Source organism: Nocardia alni (genome assembly GCF_019038435.1).
Taxonomy (GTDB): Bacteria; Actinomycetota; Actinomycetes; order Mycobacteriales; family Mycobacteriaceae; genus Nocardia; species Nocardia alni.
This window is the reverse complement of the sequence record NZ_JAGPOX010000091.1, coordinates 1-18,189: the sequence shown is the minus strand read 5'-3', so window position 1 is coordinate 18,189 and position 18,189 is coordinate 1. Positions and strand designations below refer to the sequence as shown.

10 protein-coding genes are annotated in these 18,189 nt (G+C 67.4%); 8 read left to right on the top strand and 2 right to left on the bottom strand.

The window, feature by feature from the left end; all coding sequences use genetic code 11:
- The first annotated feature begins 71 nt into the window (after window positions 1-71).
- The 3 genes from JZ791_RS28715 (at window position 72) to mgrA (ending at window position 4,947) form a co-directional block, all read left to right on the top strand.
- Window positions 72-2,363, top strand: coding sequence for a molybdopterin-dependent oxidoreductase (locus JZ791_RS28715; RefSeq protein WP_216898474.1), 2,292 nt, complete (start codon window positions 72-74; stop codon window positions 2,361-2,363).
- A 423-nt stretch (window positions 2,364-2,786) separates the two neighbouring features.
- Window positions 2,787-3,806, top strand: coding sequence for a zinc-binding dehydrogenase (locus JZ791_RS28710; protein WP_254206455.1), 1,020 nt, complete (start codon window positions 2,787-2,789; stop codon window positions 3,804-3,806).
- Between the two features lie 97 nt (window positions 3,807-3,903).
- A complete protein-coding gene (gene mgrA, locus JZ791_RS28705) occupies window positions 3,904-4,947 on the top strand; it encodes an L-glyceraldehyde 3-phosphate reductase (protein ID WP_216898473.1) in 1,044 nt (347 codons plus the stop codon).
- 239 nt (window positions 4,948-5,186) lie between these two features.
- Here mgrA and JZ791_RS28700 read toward each other — a convergent pair whose 3' ends face one another.
- Window positions 5,187-5,360, bottom strand: coding sequence for a hypothetical protein (locus JZ791_RS28700; protein WP_216898472.1), 174 nt, complete (start codon window positions 5,358-5,360; stop codon window positions 5,187-5,189).
- 145 nt (window positions 5,361-5,505) lie between these two features.
- Between JZ791_RS28700 and JZ791_RS28695 the strand changes: the two genes are divergently transcribed.
- The 3 genes from JZ791_RS28695 to helR all read left to right on the top strand — a co-directional run bounded on the left by JZ791_RS28695 (window position 5,506) and on the right by helR (window position 10,802).
- Entirely contained in the window at window positions 5,506-6,099 is a 594-nt protein-coding gene (locus JZ791_RS28695) for a TetR/AcrR family transcriptional regulator (protein ID WP_216898471.1), read from the top strand.
- Between the two features lie 83 nt (window positions 6,100-6,182).
- The gene (locus JZ791_RS28690) at window positions 6,183-7,037 is read left to right on the top strand and encodes an NAD(P)H-binding protein (RefSeq protein ID WP_216898470.1); all 855 of its coding nucleotides are present in this window, start codon (window positions 6,183-6,185) and stop codon (window positions 7,035-7,037) included.
- A 1,560-nt stretch (window positions 7,038-8,597) separates the two neighbouring features.
- Window positions 8,598-10,802 carry an RNA polymerase recycling motor ATPase HelR gene (helR, locus tag JZ791_RS28685; RefSeq protein ID WP_216898469.1) on the top strand — a complete coding sequence of 735 codons (2,205 nt, stop codon included), beginning with the start codon at window positions 8,598-8,600 and terminating at the stop codon, window positions 10,800-10,802.
- A gap of 332 nt (window positions 10,803-11,134) precedes the next feature.
- Here the strand turns inward: helR and JZ791_RS28680 are convergent, their stop codons facing one another.
- Window positions 11,135-11,563 carry a nuclear transport factor 2 family protein gene (locus tag JZ791_RS28680; protein ID WP_216898468.1) on the bottom strand — a complete coding sequence of 143 codons (429 nt, stop codon included), beginning with the start codon at window positions 11,561-11,563 and terminating at the stop codon, window positions 11,135-11,137.
- 336 nt (window positions 11,564-11,899) lie between these two features.
- Here JZ791_RS28680 and JZ791_RS28675 point away from each other — a divergent pair, with 336 nt between their 5' ends.
- The gene (locus JZ791_RS28675; protein WP_216898467.1) at window positions 11,900-12,217 is read left to right on the top strand and encodes a WXG100 family type VII secretion target; all 318 of its coding nucleotides are present in this window, start codon (window positions 11,900-11,902) and stop codon (window positions 12,215-12,217) included.
- A 25-nt stretch (window positions 12,218-12,242) separates the two neighbouring features.
- Window positions 12,243-18,189: WXG100-like domain-containing protein (locus JZ791_RS28670; RefSeq protein WP_216898466.1), on the top strand; the 5,947-nt coding region annotated here is incomplete at its 3' end.

Below are 18,189 nucleotides of genomic sequence, written 5' to 3'. Positions count from 1 at the left end.
GTCATTGTCCGCCGTTAATGGTCAGTTGTCCAGTTGCGGAACGTGTCGGTGGGGCGGTCTACGGTGGGTTCATGACCACGCATCTCACGCACTGGGGAGCGTTCGAGGCCATCAGCGACGGCGAGCGGCTCACCGCGGTCCGGCCCTGGCGCGGGGATCCCGAGCCGATGCCGCTGATCGAGAATGTCGCCTCGGCGCAGCATCATCCGGCGCGCATCACCCAGCCGCACGTGCGTCGCGGCTGGCTCGAGCACGGTCCGGGCGCGCCGGGGCGGGGGAGCGATCCGTACGTGCCGGTGTCGTGGGAGCGGGCGACCGATCTGCTGGCCGGTGAGCTGCGGCGGGTGTACGAGCGGCACGGAGCCGAGGCGGTCTACGGCGGGTCCTACGGGTGGGCCAGCGCCGGGCGGTTCCACCACGCACAGAGTCAGGTGCACCGATTCCTGAACTGTCTGGGCGGCTATGTGCGGCACGTCAACAGCTACAGCATGGGCACCTCGACGGTGCTGCTGCCGCATATCCTCGGCGACCTGTACGAGATGATCACCCACGCCACGTCCAAGGATGTGCTCGCCGAGCACGCGGAGTTGGTGGTGGCGTTCGGCGGGCTGTCGCCGAAGAACGTCGCGGTGACCCCGGGCGGTGTGTCGCGGCATCACGGACGGGGCTGGATCGCGTCGGCGCGGGCGCGCGGCTGCCGGTTCGTCTCGATCAGTCCGTTGCGCGACGATATCGGCGACGAGGCGCGGGCGGAATGGATCGCGCCTCGTCCGGGTAGCGATGCGGCGCTGATGCTCGCGGTGGCGCAGGTACTCGACGCGGAGGGCTTGGCGGACAAGAGCTTTCTGGATCGGTACACCGTCGGATTCGATCGGTTCGCCCGCTACCTGCGCGGTTCCGACGACGGTGTGGTGAAGGATCCGCGGTGGGCCGCGTCGATCACGGGTGTTCCGGCCGAGCGGATCACGGCGCTGGCGCGTGAGATGGCCGCCGCGCGCACATTCGTCACGGTCAGCTGGTCGTTGCAGCGGGCCCGGTACGGTGAGCAGCCGGTGTGGCTGGGTGTGGTGCTCGCGGCCATGCTCGGTCGGATAGGCCTGCCCGGAGGGGGTTTCGGGCATGGCTACGGCTCGGCGGGCAACGTGGGTGAACCGGCGCGCCGGTTGTCGGTGCCGCGGTTCCCGCAGGGCGAGAACCCGGTGCGGACGTACATCCCGGTGGCCCGGATCGCCGATATGCTGCTGAATCCCGGCGGGGAGTACGAGTACGACGGCCGGCGCCTGGTTTATCCGGATATCCGGCTGATCTACTGGTGTGGCGGCAACCCGTTCCACCATCATCAGGATCTGGCACGTCTGCGTGAGGCATTCGCCCGCCCGGAGACGATCGTCGTGCACGATCCGTTCTGGACCGCCACCACCCGATGCGCCGATATCGTGCTGCCCGCCACGATGACCATCGAGCGGGACGATTTCGGCGCGGGCGACAACGACCGCCTGTTCTTCCCGATGCCCGCGCTCACCCGCCCGGCCGGGCAGGCCCGCGACGATTACGCGATCCTGTCCGAGGTGGCCGAAAAGCTCGGCGTCGGTAAGGAATTCACCGAGGGGCGGACCACGATGGAGTGGTTGCGTCACCTGTATGGCGAGTGGCGTACGACGCAGGCGGCATCCGGCGACGCAGGTGTCACGATCCCCGGCTTCGAGGAATTCTGGGCGGCCGACGGGTTCGAGCTCCCGGTGTCCGACCCCGGGCAGGTGGTCTTCGCCGATTTCCGCGCAGATCCGGACCGCCACCCATTGGCCACCCCCTCCGGGCGCATCGAGATCTTCTCCGAGACCATCGAGAGCTTCGGCTACCCCGACTGCCCAGGTCACCCGATCTGGCTCGAACCCGAGGAATGGCTGGGAAGTGCTGCGGCTCAGCGCTTCCCCTTGCAGCTGATCGCGAACCAGCCGCGCACCAAGCTGCACAGCCAGCTCGACGTGGGCGCACACAGTCAGTCGGCGAAGGTGCACGGGCGCGAGCCGGTTCGGATACATCCGAGCGAGGCGGCGGCGCGGGGCCTGCGCGAAGGCGATGTCGTGCGCATCGTCAACGACCGCGGCAGCTGCCTCGCGGGCCTGATGCTGTCCGAGGCCCTCGCCCCGGGGATCGCCCAGCTGTCCACCGGCGCCTGGTACGACCCGGACCCGGCCGACCCGAGCTTCTGCCGTCACGGAAACCCCAACGTACTCACCGCCGATCGCCCGTCCTCATCGCTGAGCCAGGGCTGCACAGGCCAGCTGTGCCTGGTCCAGATCGAGCCGTACACCGGTGAGGTGCCAGAACTGTCGGTGAGTGGACCGCCGCCGACCGTGTGACCGGATTGGGCTCGTCGTGACGAATGTGCGCGCTGTGGCCATCTCACGGGCTGGCGCGTTCACTGGCCGGAACGCCTGTGAGCGTGGCGGCCCAGCGCGGATCCTTCACCAAAGTTGTCGGGGCAGGTCACCATCGCGGCAGGCTGCCGCGCCCGACGAGCAACTGCGCAACCGGTCGTTACCTCTTGCCATGACAGCGGTAACCCATAACCGCCGGACAGTGGTGTCGCACATCCCCGTGGTGATCTCCCCGGCAGCTACCCACTCGGCCAGCGGCCGGCAGCGCTGGGTTTCCCGGAGTAGTACTGGGTGCCAACGGGGAGTTCTGCTGCTCGGGCCAGATCCGGGATGTTGGCGGCCAGCGAGCATAAGCTGGCAATCTGTCGGTAGTCGGCCGCACCTCCTTCGGGCGAGAGTGAACACATGCGAAATAACATTCACCCTGGTCCGACTGTCGGCCCGATGATGCGGGCGGCGGTCTGCGTTCGTGCGGGCGGACCGGAGGTGCTCGAGCTTCGTGAACTCCCGATACCGACGGTGCGGGACGGGTGGAGCCTGGTAGAGGTCAAGGGCGTGGGCCTGAACCGGTCGGAGCTGCGGACCCGCCAGGGGCATTCGCCGGACGTGAGGTTTCCGCGCGTACTCGGGATCGAATGTGTGGGAATCGTCGCGGACTCGACCGATCCGGCGCTGCCGGAGGGGACGGCCGTCGCGGCGGTGATGGGCGAGATGGGCAGGCAGTTCGACGGCGGCTACGCGCAGTACACGCTACTGCCGAACTCGCTGCTGATGCCGGTCACCACCACGCTGCCGTGGGAGGCACTGGCCGCATTGCCCGAGACATATCTGACCGCGTACGGCTCGCTGACCGCGGTGGGGATCGTGCCGGATGGCCGGGGCCGGTTGCTGATCCGCGGCGGGACATCGTCGGTGGGGATGGCGGCCGCGGCGATCGCGTCCGGGCACGGCATCGAGACCATGGCCACGACTCGGCGCAGCAGCAAGGTCGAGGCGTTGACCGCGGCCGGCGTCGACCATGTGCTCGTCGACGACGGCGAGTCGCTGTCGGCGAGTGTGCGGGCAATCTGGCCCGAGGGCCCGGACCATGTGCTGGATCTTGTCGGGGCACATACGGCGGTGGATTCGCTGCGGCTGGTCCGTCGTGGCGGAACGGTATGTGTGGCGGGCTCGCTCAGCGGCTGGCTGATCCCGGATTTCGAACCGATAGCGTTGATCCCGCCCGGAACCAAGCTCACCTCGTTCCACAGCGACAGTCTCCGGGGCAGCGCGGGCGCGTCCGTCCTGCGGCGGATCGTGCACGAGGTCGAGAAAGGCCTCTACCGCCCCAACATCGACCGCGTCTTCGGCCTGGGCGACATCGCCGCGGCGCACCGGTACATGGAGAACAACGAAGCCACCGGAAAAGTCGTGGTCCTGCCCTGAACCGCAACCGCACCCGCGCCGAGCGGCAGTCTCATCGTGGTCCGGGCGTCGACCGGTTCGCCGTGCTTGAATGGTCGTGCCGAGTGAAAGGAATTCGATGAGCTACCTGGCCGACCCCACCCGCTATGACGGTTCGATGCAGTACCGGCGCACCGGTCGGTCGGGGCTGGATCTGCCGGTCCTGTCGCTCGGGTTCTGGCACAACTTCGGGGACGATCGACCGTTCACCGTGCAGCGTGAGATCGCCTTGCGCGCTTTCGATCAGGGGATCACGCACTTCGATCTGGCCAACAACTACGGTCCGCCGTACGGGTCGGCGGAGATCAACGCGGGGCGGCTGCTGCGGGAGGATCTGGCGGCCTACCGCGACGAGTTGATCATCTCCACCAAGGCCGGATGGGATATGTGGCCGGGCCCGTACGGGCAGGGTGGTGGTTCGCGCAAATACATGCTGGCCTCGCTGGATCAGTCGCTGTCCCGGTTGGGGCTGGATTACGTAGACATCTTCTACTCGCATCGTTTCGACGCCACCACTCCGCTGGAGGAGACCGCGGCGGCGCTGGATACCGCTGTGCGCCAAGGCAAAGCGCTGTATGTCGGGATCTCCTCGTACGACAGCGAGCATTCGGCGAAAATGGCTGGGCTCCTGCGTGAGCTGGGCACCCCGCTGCTGATCCACCAGCCGTCGTATTCGATGCTGAACCGCTGGATCGAGACCGAGGGCCTGCTGGGCACCGCGGCCGATCAGGGATTCGGCATCATCGGTTTCACCGCGCTCGCCCAGGGCCTGCTGACCACCAAATACCTGGACGGCATCCCCGAGGGTTCCCGGGCGACCCAGAACAAGTCGTTCCAGAACGAACTGCTCACCGACGCGATGATCGAGCGCCTGCGCAAACTCGACGCGATCGCCACCCGCCGCGGCCAAACCCTCGCCCAGCTCGCCCTGGTGTGGGCACTGCGCGACCCGCGGGTCACGTCCCTGGTGGTCGGCGCGTCGTCGGTCGCCCAACTCGACCAGAACATCGCGGCCCTGACCAACCGCACCCTGTCCCCACTGGAACTGTCGGAGATCGACGCGTTGCTGGACGACGACGGCACGGTCGACCTGTGGCGCGGGGCTCGCGAGGGCGCGTTGTAACGGCACTGCGCCCGGCGCTTGCGGACGCACGCGGGGCGCGGTGCCTATCGGCCAGGGCGGGCGCATCGCCCTGTCGGTCAGAGCGTTGCGGCAAGTCGAGGCGATCGGCAGATCGCTCTGTAGCGGCCCGTCTCCGAGGAATCGACGCCGTTCCGATGCACGTGAGGTGAACCAGCTGGCACCGGAGATGTGCTGGACAAGCCCGAGACTCTTGGCCGAGCTCTCGATGAGTGTCGGGGCTATGTCCCCTTCACGAATCTGAAGTAGAAGGCCCCGAACAGCAGGACTATGCCGATGTTCGCCGCCAGGCGCTCCCAGAACCAGGACGCGTGCCGAAAGAACAGGACGTCCACGCCAACGATGACCACGACCAGGGCGATTATGTAGATTACGACGACCGCCTGCCTTGCCATGTCTTCTTTGTACTCTCTGCTGCCGAACCGGGATGGGTTTCCGGAAGCGATCGGTTGGCCGTGTGGCCGAATCGAGGTTGATCTCCGGCGAACCCGGGCCTATATTACGTTACGTACCTGTTCCGTTTCGTAAATCGGAGTGAGCGTGCCAGGCACTCGTGATGCGGAGCCCGCTCGGGGCAGACCGCGCGACATCGGGCGAGACCTGGCGATCCTCGATGCGACGCTGAAGCTGCTGGTCGAGGTCGGATATGAGCAGTTGTCCATCGAGTCGGTCGCGGCGGCGGCCGGAGTCGGCAAGCCCACGGTGTACCGGCGCTACAGCGGGAAGGCCGCTCTGGTGGCCGCGGCGGTCGAGCACCGCGCGGCGAGTGTCCCGCCCGCCGTCGACGCTCGGGATCTGCGGCAGGCCCTGCTGGAAACAGCGGGATGGCTGGCCGAACAGATCGCCGAGCAGGAGATCGGACTGCTGGGCGCCCTGTTCGCCGGTATGCGCAGCGATCGCGATCTCGCGGCGGAAATGCGACGGATCCTGCGACGCGACGAAGCGGCGATGACCGCGCAGCCGTTCGGTGGAGTCCGAGGTGAACATCTGGTTCCCGGAGCTGCCGGACTGTTCGCGGAGATCGTTCCAGCGCTGGTCGTGCACCGGCTCGTGTTCGTCGGCGAGCCCATCGACCAGAGCTTCCTCGAGCACATCGTCGACGACATCCTGTTACCGCTGCTCCAACCGCGATAAGTGCCCACGCCTGCGGGCCTGACGGGCAAGGCGAATCCACAATCGGAGCGGACCGCTCCTCGAACACGACAGAGGCAACGATCATGATCGTCATCACCGGCGCAACCGGCGCCCTGGGCGGCGCTACCGTCGACCACCTACTCGAGCGCATCCCCGCGGACCGTATCGCGGTCAGCGTCCGCGATACCGCCAAGGCGTGGCATCTCGCCGACCGCGGCGTGCGCGTGCGACAAGGCTCCTACCACGACCCGGACGCGCTGCGCAACTCGTTCGAGGGCGCCGAGCAGATCCTCCTCGTCTCCCAGAACGATCCCGACAGCGACGGAATCACCCTGCACCGCAACGCCATCGAAGCCGCCACCGCAGTCGGCGCGAAGCGCATCCTGTACACCAGCCACCAAAACGTGCGCACCGACAGCCCATTCCCCCCGGCCGCCGAGCACGCCGGCACCGAAGCGCTGCTCGCACGGTCGGGCCTCGCCTGGACCTCCCTGCGCAACGGCTTCTACTCCCACAGCCTCGACTGGCTGCTGGGCCCCTGGCAACAGACCGGGGTCATCGCCGCCCCCGCCGACGGCCCCGCCTCCTGGACCGCCCGCGCCGATGTCGCCGAAGCCGCCGCGATCATCCTCACCACCCACCCCCAAGACGGTCCCATAACCCTCACCGCCCAACACGCCGTCACCTTCGCCGACATCGCCACGACCGCAACCCAACTCACCGGCCACACCATCACCAGAGTCATCCTCGACGACGACCGATGGCTGACCGATCGCATCGCCGCCGGCACCCCCGAACACCTGGCCCGCATGCTGCTGACCTTCTTCCACGCCGCCCGCAACGGCCATTTCGCCCACACCGACCCACTACTGACAGAACTCCTCGGCCGCAGCCCACACACAATCACCGACCTACTCACCAACCGCATCACCGCCTGAGTTCCGAACCGATCCGGCCCCACCCGGCTCGACGACCGAGCCCAACGCATCACCGCCGATGAGCGGAAATCTCAACTCCGGCGCCCCGCTGGCCGTCGAACAGGCGCCCGCCGCCGCGGTGCTCAACATTCGATGGTCATAAATCCCCACAACCGCCCGCAGCGCCGATCACCAGTTATATTGACCGGAAATACGCTCCACCACAAAAACATTCGCGAATCGCGCGCGCATTCGGACCCGGCCACGGCATCGAAACCACCGGATATGCACCGCACCCGAAATTTCAACGGCCCCGGCGATCCCACCGATCTTCGCCACCTGACGGAGGGACCGCCAGAGCCGAGGCATCAAACCACACTCTGACCACATCACCGACCGACACCGTCCACCCCAAGCCGAGAACCCCCGGGATACTGAGGACGACCCAACGCCGGTACTGCCGCATCTACTCCACCGCGGACAATACCGATCAGCCAACCGAGATGTGATCCACAATCCGCGAGAACCGGCCTCCCGCTACATTTTGCAGCCCGGATTATCCGAAAGCGGCGTCCCGAGCCGCCAAAATGTAGCGGCAGGCCGGGGTGTCCTTCGCGTGCTGGTGGCGGCCGACTCGCAGAGTGCGGTGTAGTCGCGGCCGTGCATTGACCGGTCTTGGGTGTGGTGTCGGAGCGGCATTCGGAGAACCGGCCTCCCGCTGCATTTTCCGGAGGGAATCGTCGGAAACCAGAGTCTCGAGGCGGAAAATTGCAGCGTCAGGCCGGGCGCACCGGCACGAGGAGGTCCTGGGCGCCAGGAGGGGGCGGAATCGGCGCTTTGGGTGAACGATGACCTCGAGCACACCGCTCGCGAACCGTGGTCCATCGATATCGCGCTGGGCGGTGTCGCTCACTGTCGGTGCGACTCTTCGTCTTCCGGCCATACGAGGACACCGGCGTGGACATGCTGTTCCTGATGCCGGGCATGGCGCGTGGACTACTTCCGGCTGGATGATTCGGTGGGACTCGAGCCGGCGGCGAACCTCCCGGCAGGTGCCTGGCATTCGATTCGGGCCGGATCAAGCCCCTCGACTCTCGAGTAGACCGTTGACAGATGTGTCCGACCCGACGCGGTATTCGGAATTCCCACCCAGGTGCGGTACGCCCGATTCGCGTTGCCCTACAACCTGTCGACCGCGATCTTCGGCGGTACCGCGCCCTATATCGACCCGACCGGATGGAAGCTGTTCCCCGCGTTCTTCATGTCCACGACCAGCGCTGTCACAGGTCGGGTGTCGGTGGTGCGTGCAAATAGGGGATATGCGCAGGATGGCAGGGGGCGCATTGATGCAGGCTGCGCAGAAAACGGGAATTCTCAACTCCTCCCGTATCTATTGTATAGCGCAGTGGGGGGCTTGCGGCAAGGGTGGGGGTGTGCCGCATAATCGCTGGTCGAAGCTGGAAGTCTGCGGAAATGGGGGTTGTGAATGCGTGTGTTGTCGGTGGTTGATCCGATCGAATACCGGTTGGTCGGTTTGTGGGTGGATGTTGACATGGTTGCGGAGTGTGAAGGAGTGCGGGCATGACGGGTGATAGCGACGAACCCCATACCTACGACGAGGAACTGCGCTCCGAACGCGACTATGTGGCCGGGCTCTACGCGCGCCTGGATGCCGAGCGGGCGCGGGTGAAGGGCCGGTATTCGGCGGCGCTGCGCGGCAACGGCGCCTCGCTGCTGGATCGGGACGCGGAGGTGCGCGCGCTGGGGCGGGAGGTCAAGCGGCTGGACGTCGCGGATTACGGGCTGTGTTTCGGCCGGTTGGACGCGGTGTCCGGGGAACGGCTGTATATCGGGCGGATCGGTCTGCTCGACGAGGACGACGACTATGAGCCGGTGCTGCTGGACTGGCGTGCCCCGGCCGCGCGCCCGTTCTATGTGGCCACCGCGGCGAGTCCGGAGAATATGCGGCGGCGGCGTCAGTTTCATACTCGCTCCCGCGAGGTGATCGAGTTCACCGACGAGGTGTTCGGCCGGCCCAGCAGCGGGGAGCGTGGCGACGCGGCGCTGCTGGCGGCGGTGAACGCGCCGCGCACCGAGGGCATGCGCGACATCGTGGCCACGATCCAGTCCGAACAGGACGAGATCATCCGTATGGAGCATCCCGGCGTCCTGGTCATCGAGGGCGGACCGGGGACCGGCAAGACCGTGGTGGCGCTGCACCGCGTCGCGTACCTGCTGTACACCCAGCGTGAGCAGATGGAACGGCACGGTGTGCTGGTCGTCGGGCCCAACACCGCGTTTCTGAAGCATATCGACCACGTGCTGCCGTCACTCGGCGAGTCGAACGTGGTGTTCATGACGCCCGCGGATCTCGTGCCCGGACTGCATGCCGGCGCCGAGGACGCTCCGAAAGCCGCGCGCCTCAAGGGTTCCCTGACGATCCTGGACGTCCTGAAGGCGGCGGTCGCCGATCGGCAGGAGCTGCCGCGTGATTCGCTGCCGATCGAGTTGGCGGACATCACGGTGCGGATCGACGCCGAGACCGCCGAATGGGCGCGGCAGGCGGCGCGCGAGAGCGGGCGGCCGCACAACGAGGCCCGCGCGGTGTTCCGGGAGATCATCGAGTACGTGCTCACCGAACGGGCGATCGGGCGGATCGGCAAGGGCTGGCTGACCCGCTCGGACAAGCAGGCGTGGGAGGATATGCGCGCGGATCTGCTCGAGGAACTCGCGCAGAGCGAGGCCTTCACCGCCGCGCTCGACGGGCTGTGGCCCATCTTGACACCGGAGACCCTGCTGGCACAGCTGTATTCGTCGCGCGAACGACTGCTTGCGGCGGGTGCGGACGAGGCGCTGTGGCGTGCGGACGGCACGGCGTGGACGGTCTCGGACGTGCCGCTGCTGGACGAACTGGTCGACCTGCTGGGCCGCGACAAGGTCGCTGAGGCGGCCGCCGAACGTGAACGGACCGCGGAGGCCAGGCAGGAAGCCGCGTATGCCGCCGGCGTGCTGGACCTCATGGTCGACCGCACCGATCACATGGACGACGAGGACCACCTGTTCGCCACCGACCTGCTCTACGCCGAGGACCTGGCCGACCGCTTCGTGGAACGCGACACCCGCGAGCTGGCCGATCGCGCTGCCGCCGACCGGGATTGGACCTACCGGCACATCGTGGTCGACGAGGCGCAGGAGCTGTCGCAGATGGACTGGCGGGTGCTGATGCGCCGCTGCCCGGGCCGATCCTTCACCGTCGTCGGCGATCTGGCCCAACGCCGCTCGCCCGCCGGAGCGAACTCGTGGAACACGATGCTCGACCCGTATGTCCCCGGCCGCTGGGTGTACCGCTCCCTGACGGTGAACTACCGCACCCCCGCCGAGATCATGTCGGTCGCGGCCGCCGTCCTGGCCGAGTTCGCCCCTGCGGTCCAGCCACCCGAATCGGTCCGTGCGTGCGGGGTACGGCCCTGGTCCCGGCACGTCAGCGATGGTGAATTACCCACTGCGATCAAGGAATTCGTCCGCACCGAAGCCGACCGTGCGGGCACCAGCGTGGTGATCGGCCCACCGGACGTGCCCGGCGCGGTCCCACCATCGGAAACCAAGGGCCTGGAATTCGACTCGGTCGTGCTCGTCGACCCCGACCGCATCCTCGCCGACGGCCCACGCGGCGCGGCCGAACTCTACGTCGCCCTCACCCGCGCCACCCAACGCCTCGGTGTGCTGCACCGAAACCGGTTGCCCCAGGCACTGACCGGACTCGCCGAGGGAGGGGCACCGCGGTAGTGAGCGCGCCGCCCAGCGGGATTTCGCGTGCGGTGCGCTCTCAGGCCGTCGATCATCCGAAACGTCGGTTCCTTGCCTTTCATGGCGTGCGGACCGACGTGCTGGCCGCGGACTCGACCTGGTGAGCGCTCCATCGTGGAAACCGAGACGCGCCGGGCGAGCCGGACTGGTCGTTTCGCACCGTCGCGGCACCGACGTCGACACGATTCCGGCGTTCGGCCCCAGTACCTCGGGGCGCCCGGCCTCCTGCTGCATTGTTCGGTTCCGAAACTCTGGTTCAGAGGACTTCGTACGAAAAATGCAGCGGGAAGCCGGTTCTCGCGAACTGCGAATCATACTTCGACGAGTGCCGGCGGACGACCGGTCGTCCAGACGACCTGCATCGTCGTCTTCTTCACTTGCCAGCCGAAGTCCGTCTGCACGAGTTCAGCCCGGCAGCGGGCGCCCACGGTGAACACATCTCCCCCGGGGTGCACGTGGTGACAGATCTGATTCCACCCCGCCGTGGCACTGTGCCCGTCGGGCCCGACATCGACCAGATAGTTCACACCGAGGTGTTGCGTGCGCTCATAGCGCAGCACACCGGCCTCGGTCTGCTCGATCACCCGATCGAGCCCCTCGGCGCGGCCGATCGGATAGTCGGCTACCACATCGGCGGTGTAATACCGTCGTATCTCGGTGAAGTCTCGCTCGTCGAGTGCCCGCAGGGAACGATCGATCTGTTCGACGATCTCGGTCTTCGCAGTGGTGTTCATTGCCATGGAACCGACTCTGCTACCTCAACCTCGCTCGAGGTCAACAGGAAGGTCGCCGAGGAGGCTGAGAGGTACGCGGAACAGGCTGTTCCCTTCGAGTCCGTCGATCCGTGCGATAACTCGACAGTCGCGACCGGTGGTCCGGCGCGGGTCGATGTGGACTGCGCGACAGGACCGACGGAATGGAAACGGAATGGAATCGGGGCAGTGCGACTCGACTGTCCCGCCGACCGGGTCCGGTTCGACCTCTCGCCATCACGGGTTCACTTGGGCGCCACTGTGAATTCTCCGGCGGGTGTCATCGTGACCTTACGGGTTTGTACGCGTTGGAGGGATGGGGCCATGGCCGACCGGATTCAGGTCGAAGTCGGCAAGCTGCGTACCGCCGCGGGCAAAACCGAGGACGTGCACGATCGTATTCTCGCGGTGTTGTCGACCCTCCAGGGCGCGATGGATGCCAAGGGCCCGGTGTGGGGTAACGACTCCGTAGGGCAGCAGTTCGCCGGCAACGGCACCAGCCAGGGGTATCTGGCCTCCGAGAAGAACCTGTTCAAGGGCGCCGGCGAGATCGCCACCACCATGGACAGCTTCTCCAAGGCGCAGATCAAGACCGCCGACGAGTTCGTGAAGATGGATGAGCAGAACGCCGGCGGGTTCTGAGCCCCGGCGGTAAGTAGACGACACCATGCCGCTCGAATTCCCCAGCGGCCTGCGGTGGCTGGGTGACCTGATCGGCATGCAGTGGCCGCAGGGCGACGAAGATCAGATGTGGGCGCTCGCGGGTGACTGGCACACCGCGGCGAGTTCGCTGCGCGGCATCCTATCCGATATCGATGCCGCGCAATCGGCCAGCGTCGACGCCTACACCGGCGACGGCATCCAGCAGATGATCAACGACTTCAAGGCCATGCGGGACGGCCCGGGATCACTGTCGGATCTGGCCGACAACTTCAGCCAGGTAGGCGATTCCGTCTACGGCGGCGGTACGAACATCCAGTACCAGAAGCTGATGTTCTACTCCACGCTGGTCATGACGGCCGCGGACCTGGCGCTGGTATGGCTGGAACCGTTCACCGCCCCGATCGAAGAGGGCATCATCCTGGCCGGCGCCCGCATCGCGACGCGGATCATCGGCCGCGAGGCGCTGGACGTGATGGAGCAGTGGGCGCTCAAGCTGGCCGAGAACGCGGCGGCCAAATTCATCCTGCGGCACATCGTGCTCAACATGCTGCTGGGCACCATGCAGGACTTGGCGATCCAAGAGTTCCAGGTGTGGGACGGCAAGCGGCAGAGTGTCGACTGGGGGCAGGTCGGCATCACGGCCGCCAGTTCCGGCGTCGGCGGGCTGCTCGGGGGCGCCGCCGCGGAGGGCCTGGGCAACACCGTCTTCAAGAACGTCCTGAAGGACGAGTTCCAGGACGCGGGCAGCCGGTGGGCGGCCCGCTTCGCCCGCGTCGGCATGGGCGTCGCCTCCGGTGAGATGAACGCGCTGGGCGCGTTCGGCACCGGCTTCGGCATCGACGTGGCCATGTACGGCTGGAGCAAGGCCGTTCAGAGCACCCATTTCGACTGGCGGATGCTGACCGGAGGCGCGGCCACCGCCGGCCTGTCGTCGGCCAACCACGACTTCAACCATGTCGTGTTCGACCACTTCAACATCAAGTCCACCTCGCCGATGGGTGGTCTGTTCTCACGCATCGGACAGGATCCCACCACCGGGCAGCGCGATCCCGGCGTCGGTCCGGCGTCCGACGGCTCGGTCGGCGGAATCGGTGATACCAACGGCGTCAACGGGTCTCGGTCCGATGGCGTCGGCACGAGCCAGGAGTCCGGAACCGGGGTCTCGGATGCCGCCACGCCACAGAACGGCCGATCGCCGTTCGCCGTCGGTGACTCGAATACCGGCGGTTCGGCCGACGGCGCCGATTCGGGCAGCGGCACGGACGCAGCGACGCGCGGCGTGGACACGTCGAATTCGACCCAGTCTCCGGCGAGCAGCGAAAGTCCTTCGCCGGTGCGCGATTCGGGCACAACCCAGACTCCCTCGGACCAGGCGTCCCCGGTTCAGGCTTCCTCCTCGGCGGTCTCCGGAACCAGCACGCCGACCACGGAGAACGGGTCGACGCCCATCGCTGCCGAAACCAATGGCAGCACTGTGGAAACCGGGCAGTCCACGGCCGGAACCGCTGCGGTGCGCGGCGATTCGACCGGCTCCCCTTCGGGCGCCTCCGATGCGGGCAGTACGGCATCCGGCGCCCGGGCAGGCGTATCCGCAGACGGCGGTGGCCGAGACGGTACGCCGGTGGCGGGCGCCGGCCGGACCGGTACAAACGCGCAGGGTGACGCGGTGGGTGCGAACGACGGCCGACGAGCCGGGATCTCCGCGGACAGCGCCGGTTCGCAGACGCGCTCGCCGGTGACCGATGATCGCGGCTCGGTGACCGGCGATCGTGCGGTGTCGACCGGTGACCGTGGGTCGGCCGCCGGTGACCGTGGGTCGGCCGCCGGTGAACGCGGGTCGGTGGTCGGTGAGCGTGGCGCGGTCAGTGACCGTATACAAGCTACGAGCGACCGGGCGGGCACGACCGGCGACCGGGCTTCCGCGAGCAACGAGCGCACAGCCGCGCCCGGCGACCGGGCGAATGCCAACGGCGGCAAGGACACTCGCGGACGGGCGGGCCGTACGCCTGCCGTGGACGCCGACGGCAGGCTCGCCTCCGGCACCGATCCCGAGGGCGTGTCCGAGCGCACCCCGGCCGCGGGAATCCGGCACGGCGACAGCTCGCCGGAGCTTGCGCCACGGGCAGGACGCGCCGGTGACGCGACCGAGCGCCCCGCGTCACGCGACGGCACCCGAGACCCGGACAGCACCCGTGAACCGGACAGTCTCCGCGATCGAGATGACACCCGCTCTCCGGACGACGCCGACCGCTCCGATGAAACAGACCGTCCCGGCAGCACCGACCACGCCACCGACCCCCGGGGCCACGAGACACCGGAACAGGCTCGCCGACGCGCCGCCGACGCGGCGGACAACGCGGCACACGAACGCGAGCGTCAGCAGGCCCGGATCGACGAATCCCAGCACCGCGTCGATGAGGCCCGGCAGAAACTGACAGACGCGCGGGCCGCGGCGGATGCCGACCATCCGCACACCGACGACGAGCGGCTCCACAACGAACTGACCACGGCCGAAACCGAGTACTACGCCGCCCTGGCCGACCACGCCGAAACCCTGCACGACGCGACCGACGAACTGATCGCCGCGGCCCGGGCCGCGCACACCGACGGAGTACGCGGAGACGACCTCACCGAGGCATACCGGGCCGCGGGCAAGACGGCGCTGGAGTACTACCACGCCCGCACCGATCCGGACCTGCCCGAGCATCTGCAATTGAAGGACGCCTCGCCGGAGACCCTGCGCGGAATGCTCGAATCCGGAACCGAGGCCGACAAACTCGCCGCCGTGATCGAGGCGATCCGCCAGTCCGAAGACGGCAAGGTCCTGCGCGAGACGCAGGTCATGGCGACCCTCGCCATGCGCGAGGGCGCGATCAATATGGATGCGGGAGAAGGCAAGTCGCTGGTCTTCCTGGCCAGCGCCACCATCGACGCGGTCGAGCACGGTTCGGTGCAGGTGCTGACCACCCGCGACAACCTGGCCAACCGTGAGATCACCCGATATCTGAAGACGTTGGGGGACATGGGTTTCGACGTCGTCCGAATGAATCCCGACCACGACTACCCGGAGCCGGTCGACGGCAAGCCCACGATCTACATCGGCACGATGGAGGACGTCGGGTTCGGGCATCTGCGCGGCAACATTCCACCCGGCAAGCACGTCTCGATCGACGAGATCGACGAGGCCCTGGTCCACGCGAACACCACCTACATTCTGGCGGAGGGTGCGGGCAATTCGGCGCCGCACCACGTCGTGGAGGAGGTGACCGGGGCCCGAGACCTGTTGAACAGGAGTCTGGCCAAGGACGACAAGGGTGACAGCGTCCTCACCGAAGCCGATCTAGGCCGGGTGCCCGGCCAGAGGGGCGGACCGGCCGTCCTGACCGACGAGGGCAGAGGCAAACTCGAGGACTCGCTGGGCCGGCCATTGTCCGAGGACGAGGTGCACCGGCTGAACATGGCCGCCGCGGCGAAGTTCGAGTACCGCGAGAGGGCGCACTACATCGTCACCAAGGACGGCCGGGTGCTGATCATCGATCAGACCACCCACAAGCTGATGTTCGATCCGGAGACCTCGACCGAAAGCCGTTGGAACGGCGGCCTCGCGCAGGCCATCGAGGCCGAGCACGGGCTCACGATCCGCGACGATCCGGCCAGCAGCGCCGAGAAATCCGCCAAGGAGGTGGTCAACGGCTACGAGGGGGTGAAGGGCGCCTCGGGGACGGCCGAGGGCGTCGCGGGCCGCCTGCACGAGGACTACGGGATCGGCGTCACCAAGATTCCGCGGCACGAGGATTCCAAGCTCATGCACGGCGTGGACGATGTGTCGCCGGACGAGGAAACCAAACTGAACAGGATCGCCGAGGATATCGTCGCGAATCACGAATCCGGGCGCCCCCAGCTGGTTCTGGCGCATCGCAACGACATCGTGGGTGAGCTCTCCGATCGCGTCGCGCAGCTCACCGAGGGCACCGGCATCGAGCACGTCGCGGTGGACGCCACCTGGGTCGCCGACCACGGCGTCGAGGCAGAGGCCAAGCTGCAGGAGATCTTCGACGAGGCCGGTAAAGAGGGCAAGATCCTGATCATCAACATGCAGGGCGCCCGCGGCGTCGACATCCCCATCGCCCGCGACATCAACGACATCGGCGGCCTGCACGTCCTGGTGACCGGACACTCCGCGACCTCGCACGACATCGACATCCAGGCCGAGAACCGGGCGGCGCGCGCCGGACAGCGCGGCAGCGTGCAGTATTACACCTCCTCGGAGGACGACCTCTACGCCCTGAGCCGGAACCCGGACGTGCAGGAGGTGGTGGTCCGGTACACCAAGTCCGCCACGCTCGGCGACGACGCCGCGGTCCCCGCGCACGACTCGGACCTGTCCGACGAGCAGCAGATGCGCGACCTGGTCGAACCCCTGCAGAACGCCGCCGCGGCCCGCCTGGGCCTGACCCGCGCCCCGGCGGGCGAGGAGACCGCGCCCGCCGAGACTCCCGACTCGCCGGACAGCACCGATCCCCGCGAACCGTCCGCACCCCCGCCTCGAACAGGGGAAACCACACCGACCAACACCGACCCGCACGATCCCGCCGCAATCCCCGCGGGCCGTTCCGTTCCCGGCAATGGGCTCGTTCCCCCGGGCGCCCCTGCCAATGGTGCCGCCGCCCAGACACCCGGCAATCCCGCCACGGTGGCGCCGAACACAATTCCGAGAGCCGCCGCTCCAACCCAGCCGGGCCAGGACTCCTCCACCCAGGACTCGGTGCCTCCCAACAACTCCCATTCCACACAGGCCGGTGCGCCTGCGCGAGTTGGTGATACGCCGGTCGACAGCCAGACACCGCGAGTTGGTGACCCGACCGTCGACAGCGCAACTCCCGGTATCGGTGACCCGACAGTCGGCAGTGCAACTCCGGGTATCGGTGACCCGGTCATCGACAGCGCAACGCCTGGTGCCGGTGATCCGACCATCGACAGCCGGACACCAGTTGTCACGACCACCGATGGTGAAACAGCAGGTACCGCCGCAGCCCCAGCCCTTGGCGACGCGATCGCCGATAGCGAAACTCCGGCTCTCAGTGATACATCCGTCGACAGTGGAGTACCCGGCGTCAGTGGCCCGGCCATCGGGAGTCGGACGCCAGGTATCGAGGACGCGACAGCCGATGGTGAAACGCCCGGTGTCATTGACGTGTCGCTCGATGGCGAGGCATCCGGCACGGGTGACCCGGTGGTCGACGGCGAGGTACCCGGCATCGGTGACCAGGCCGCCGACGGTGAGACGCCAGGGGTTGGCGGCCCAACGCTGGATAGCGGGGTGCCGAATACTGATGACGCGACGTTCGATGGTGAGACGCCGGATCTCGACGAAGAAATATCGGGTCTCGACAGTGACATGTCGGGTATCGGTGATCCAGCGGCCGATAACGAGACGCCAGGCGCCGGCAGCACGACCGCCCCCGGTCGGACGCCAGGGGTTCGTAACACGACAGCCCTCGGTGAAACACCAAGGGGCAGTAGTACGACTGGGACGTCTGGTATCGGTAGCCCGGCGGCCGTCAGTGAGATGCCGGGTGGCAGTCGGACGCCTGTCGACAGTGAGACATCGAGAGTTGGTGACTCGTCGGTTGAAGGCGAGATACCGAAGGCTCCTGAGGCTCCCAGGTCTCCGGGCGCTGTCGCCCCTGTCGGCGCGCGCACCGCGCAGCAAAGCCCCTCGCGCACCGGAGAGTCGAACTCGGGTGTCTCCAATCCAACCGGGTCACGCGTCGGCTCCCGGACGCAGGAAACCCCGGCGCGGGACCCCAAGGCGGGCGAAAGCCCCTCCACAACACAGGATTCCGCCGCATCTCCACTGGTCACCGAGTCTGGTGACGGCGACGTCGGTCCCGTCGCAGAAGGCAAGCCGTCCAGCCCCATCCGCAGGGCAGCGCCCGCCCGCACGACGT

Excerpts from the sequence above, each read along its gene's own strand:
- JZ791_RS28700 (WP_216898472.1), bottom strand. The coding sequence starts at position 5,360 with ATGGCAAGGCAGGCGGTCGTCGTAATCTACATAATCGCCCTGGTCGTG.
- JZ791_RS28715 (WP_216898474.1), top strand. The coding sequence starts at position 72 with ATGACCACGCATCTCACGCACTGGGGAGCGTTCGAGGCCATCAGCGAC.
- JZ791_RS28690 (WP_216898470.1), top strand. The coding sequence starts at position 6,183 with ATGATCGTCATCACCGGCGCAACCGGCGCCCTGGGCGGCGCTACCGTC.
- JZ791_RS28675 (WP_216898467.1), top strand. The coding sequence starts at position 11,900 with ATGGCCGACCGGATTCAGGTCGAAGTCGGCAAGCTGCGTACCGCCGCG.
- JZ791_RS28710 (WP_254206455.1), top strand. The coding sequence starts at position 2,787 with ATGCGAAATAACATTCACCCTGGTCCGACTGTCGGCCCGATGATGCGG.
- JZ791_RS28680 (WP_216898468.1), bottom strand. The coding sequence starts at position 11,563 with ATGGCAATGAACACCACTGCGAAGACCGAGATCGTCGAACAGATCGAT.
- helR (WP_216898469.1), top strand. The coding sequence starts at position 8,598 with ATGACGGGTGATAGCGACGAACCCCATACCTACGACGAGGAACTGCGC.
- mgrA (WP_216898473.1), top strand. The coding sequence starts at position 3,904 with ATGAGCTACCTGGCCGACCCCACCCGCTATGACGGTTCGATGCAGTAC.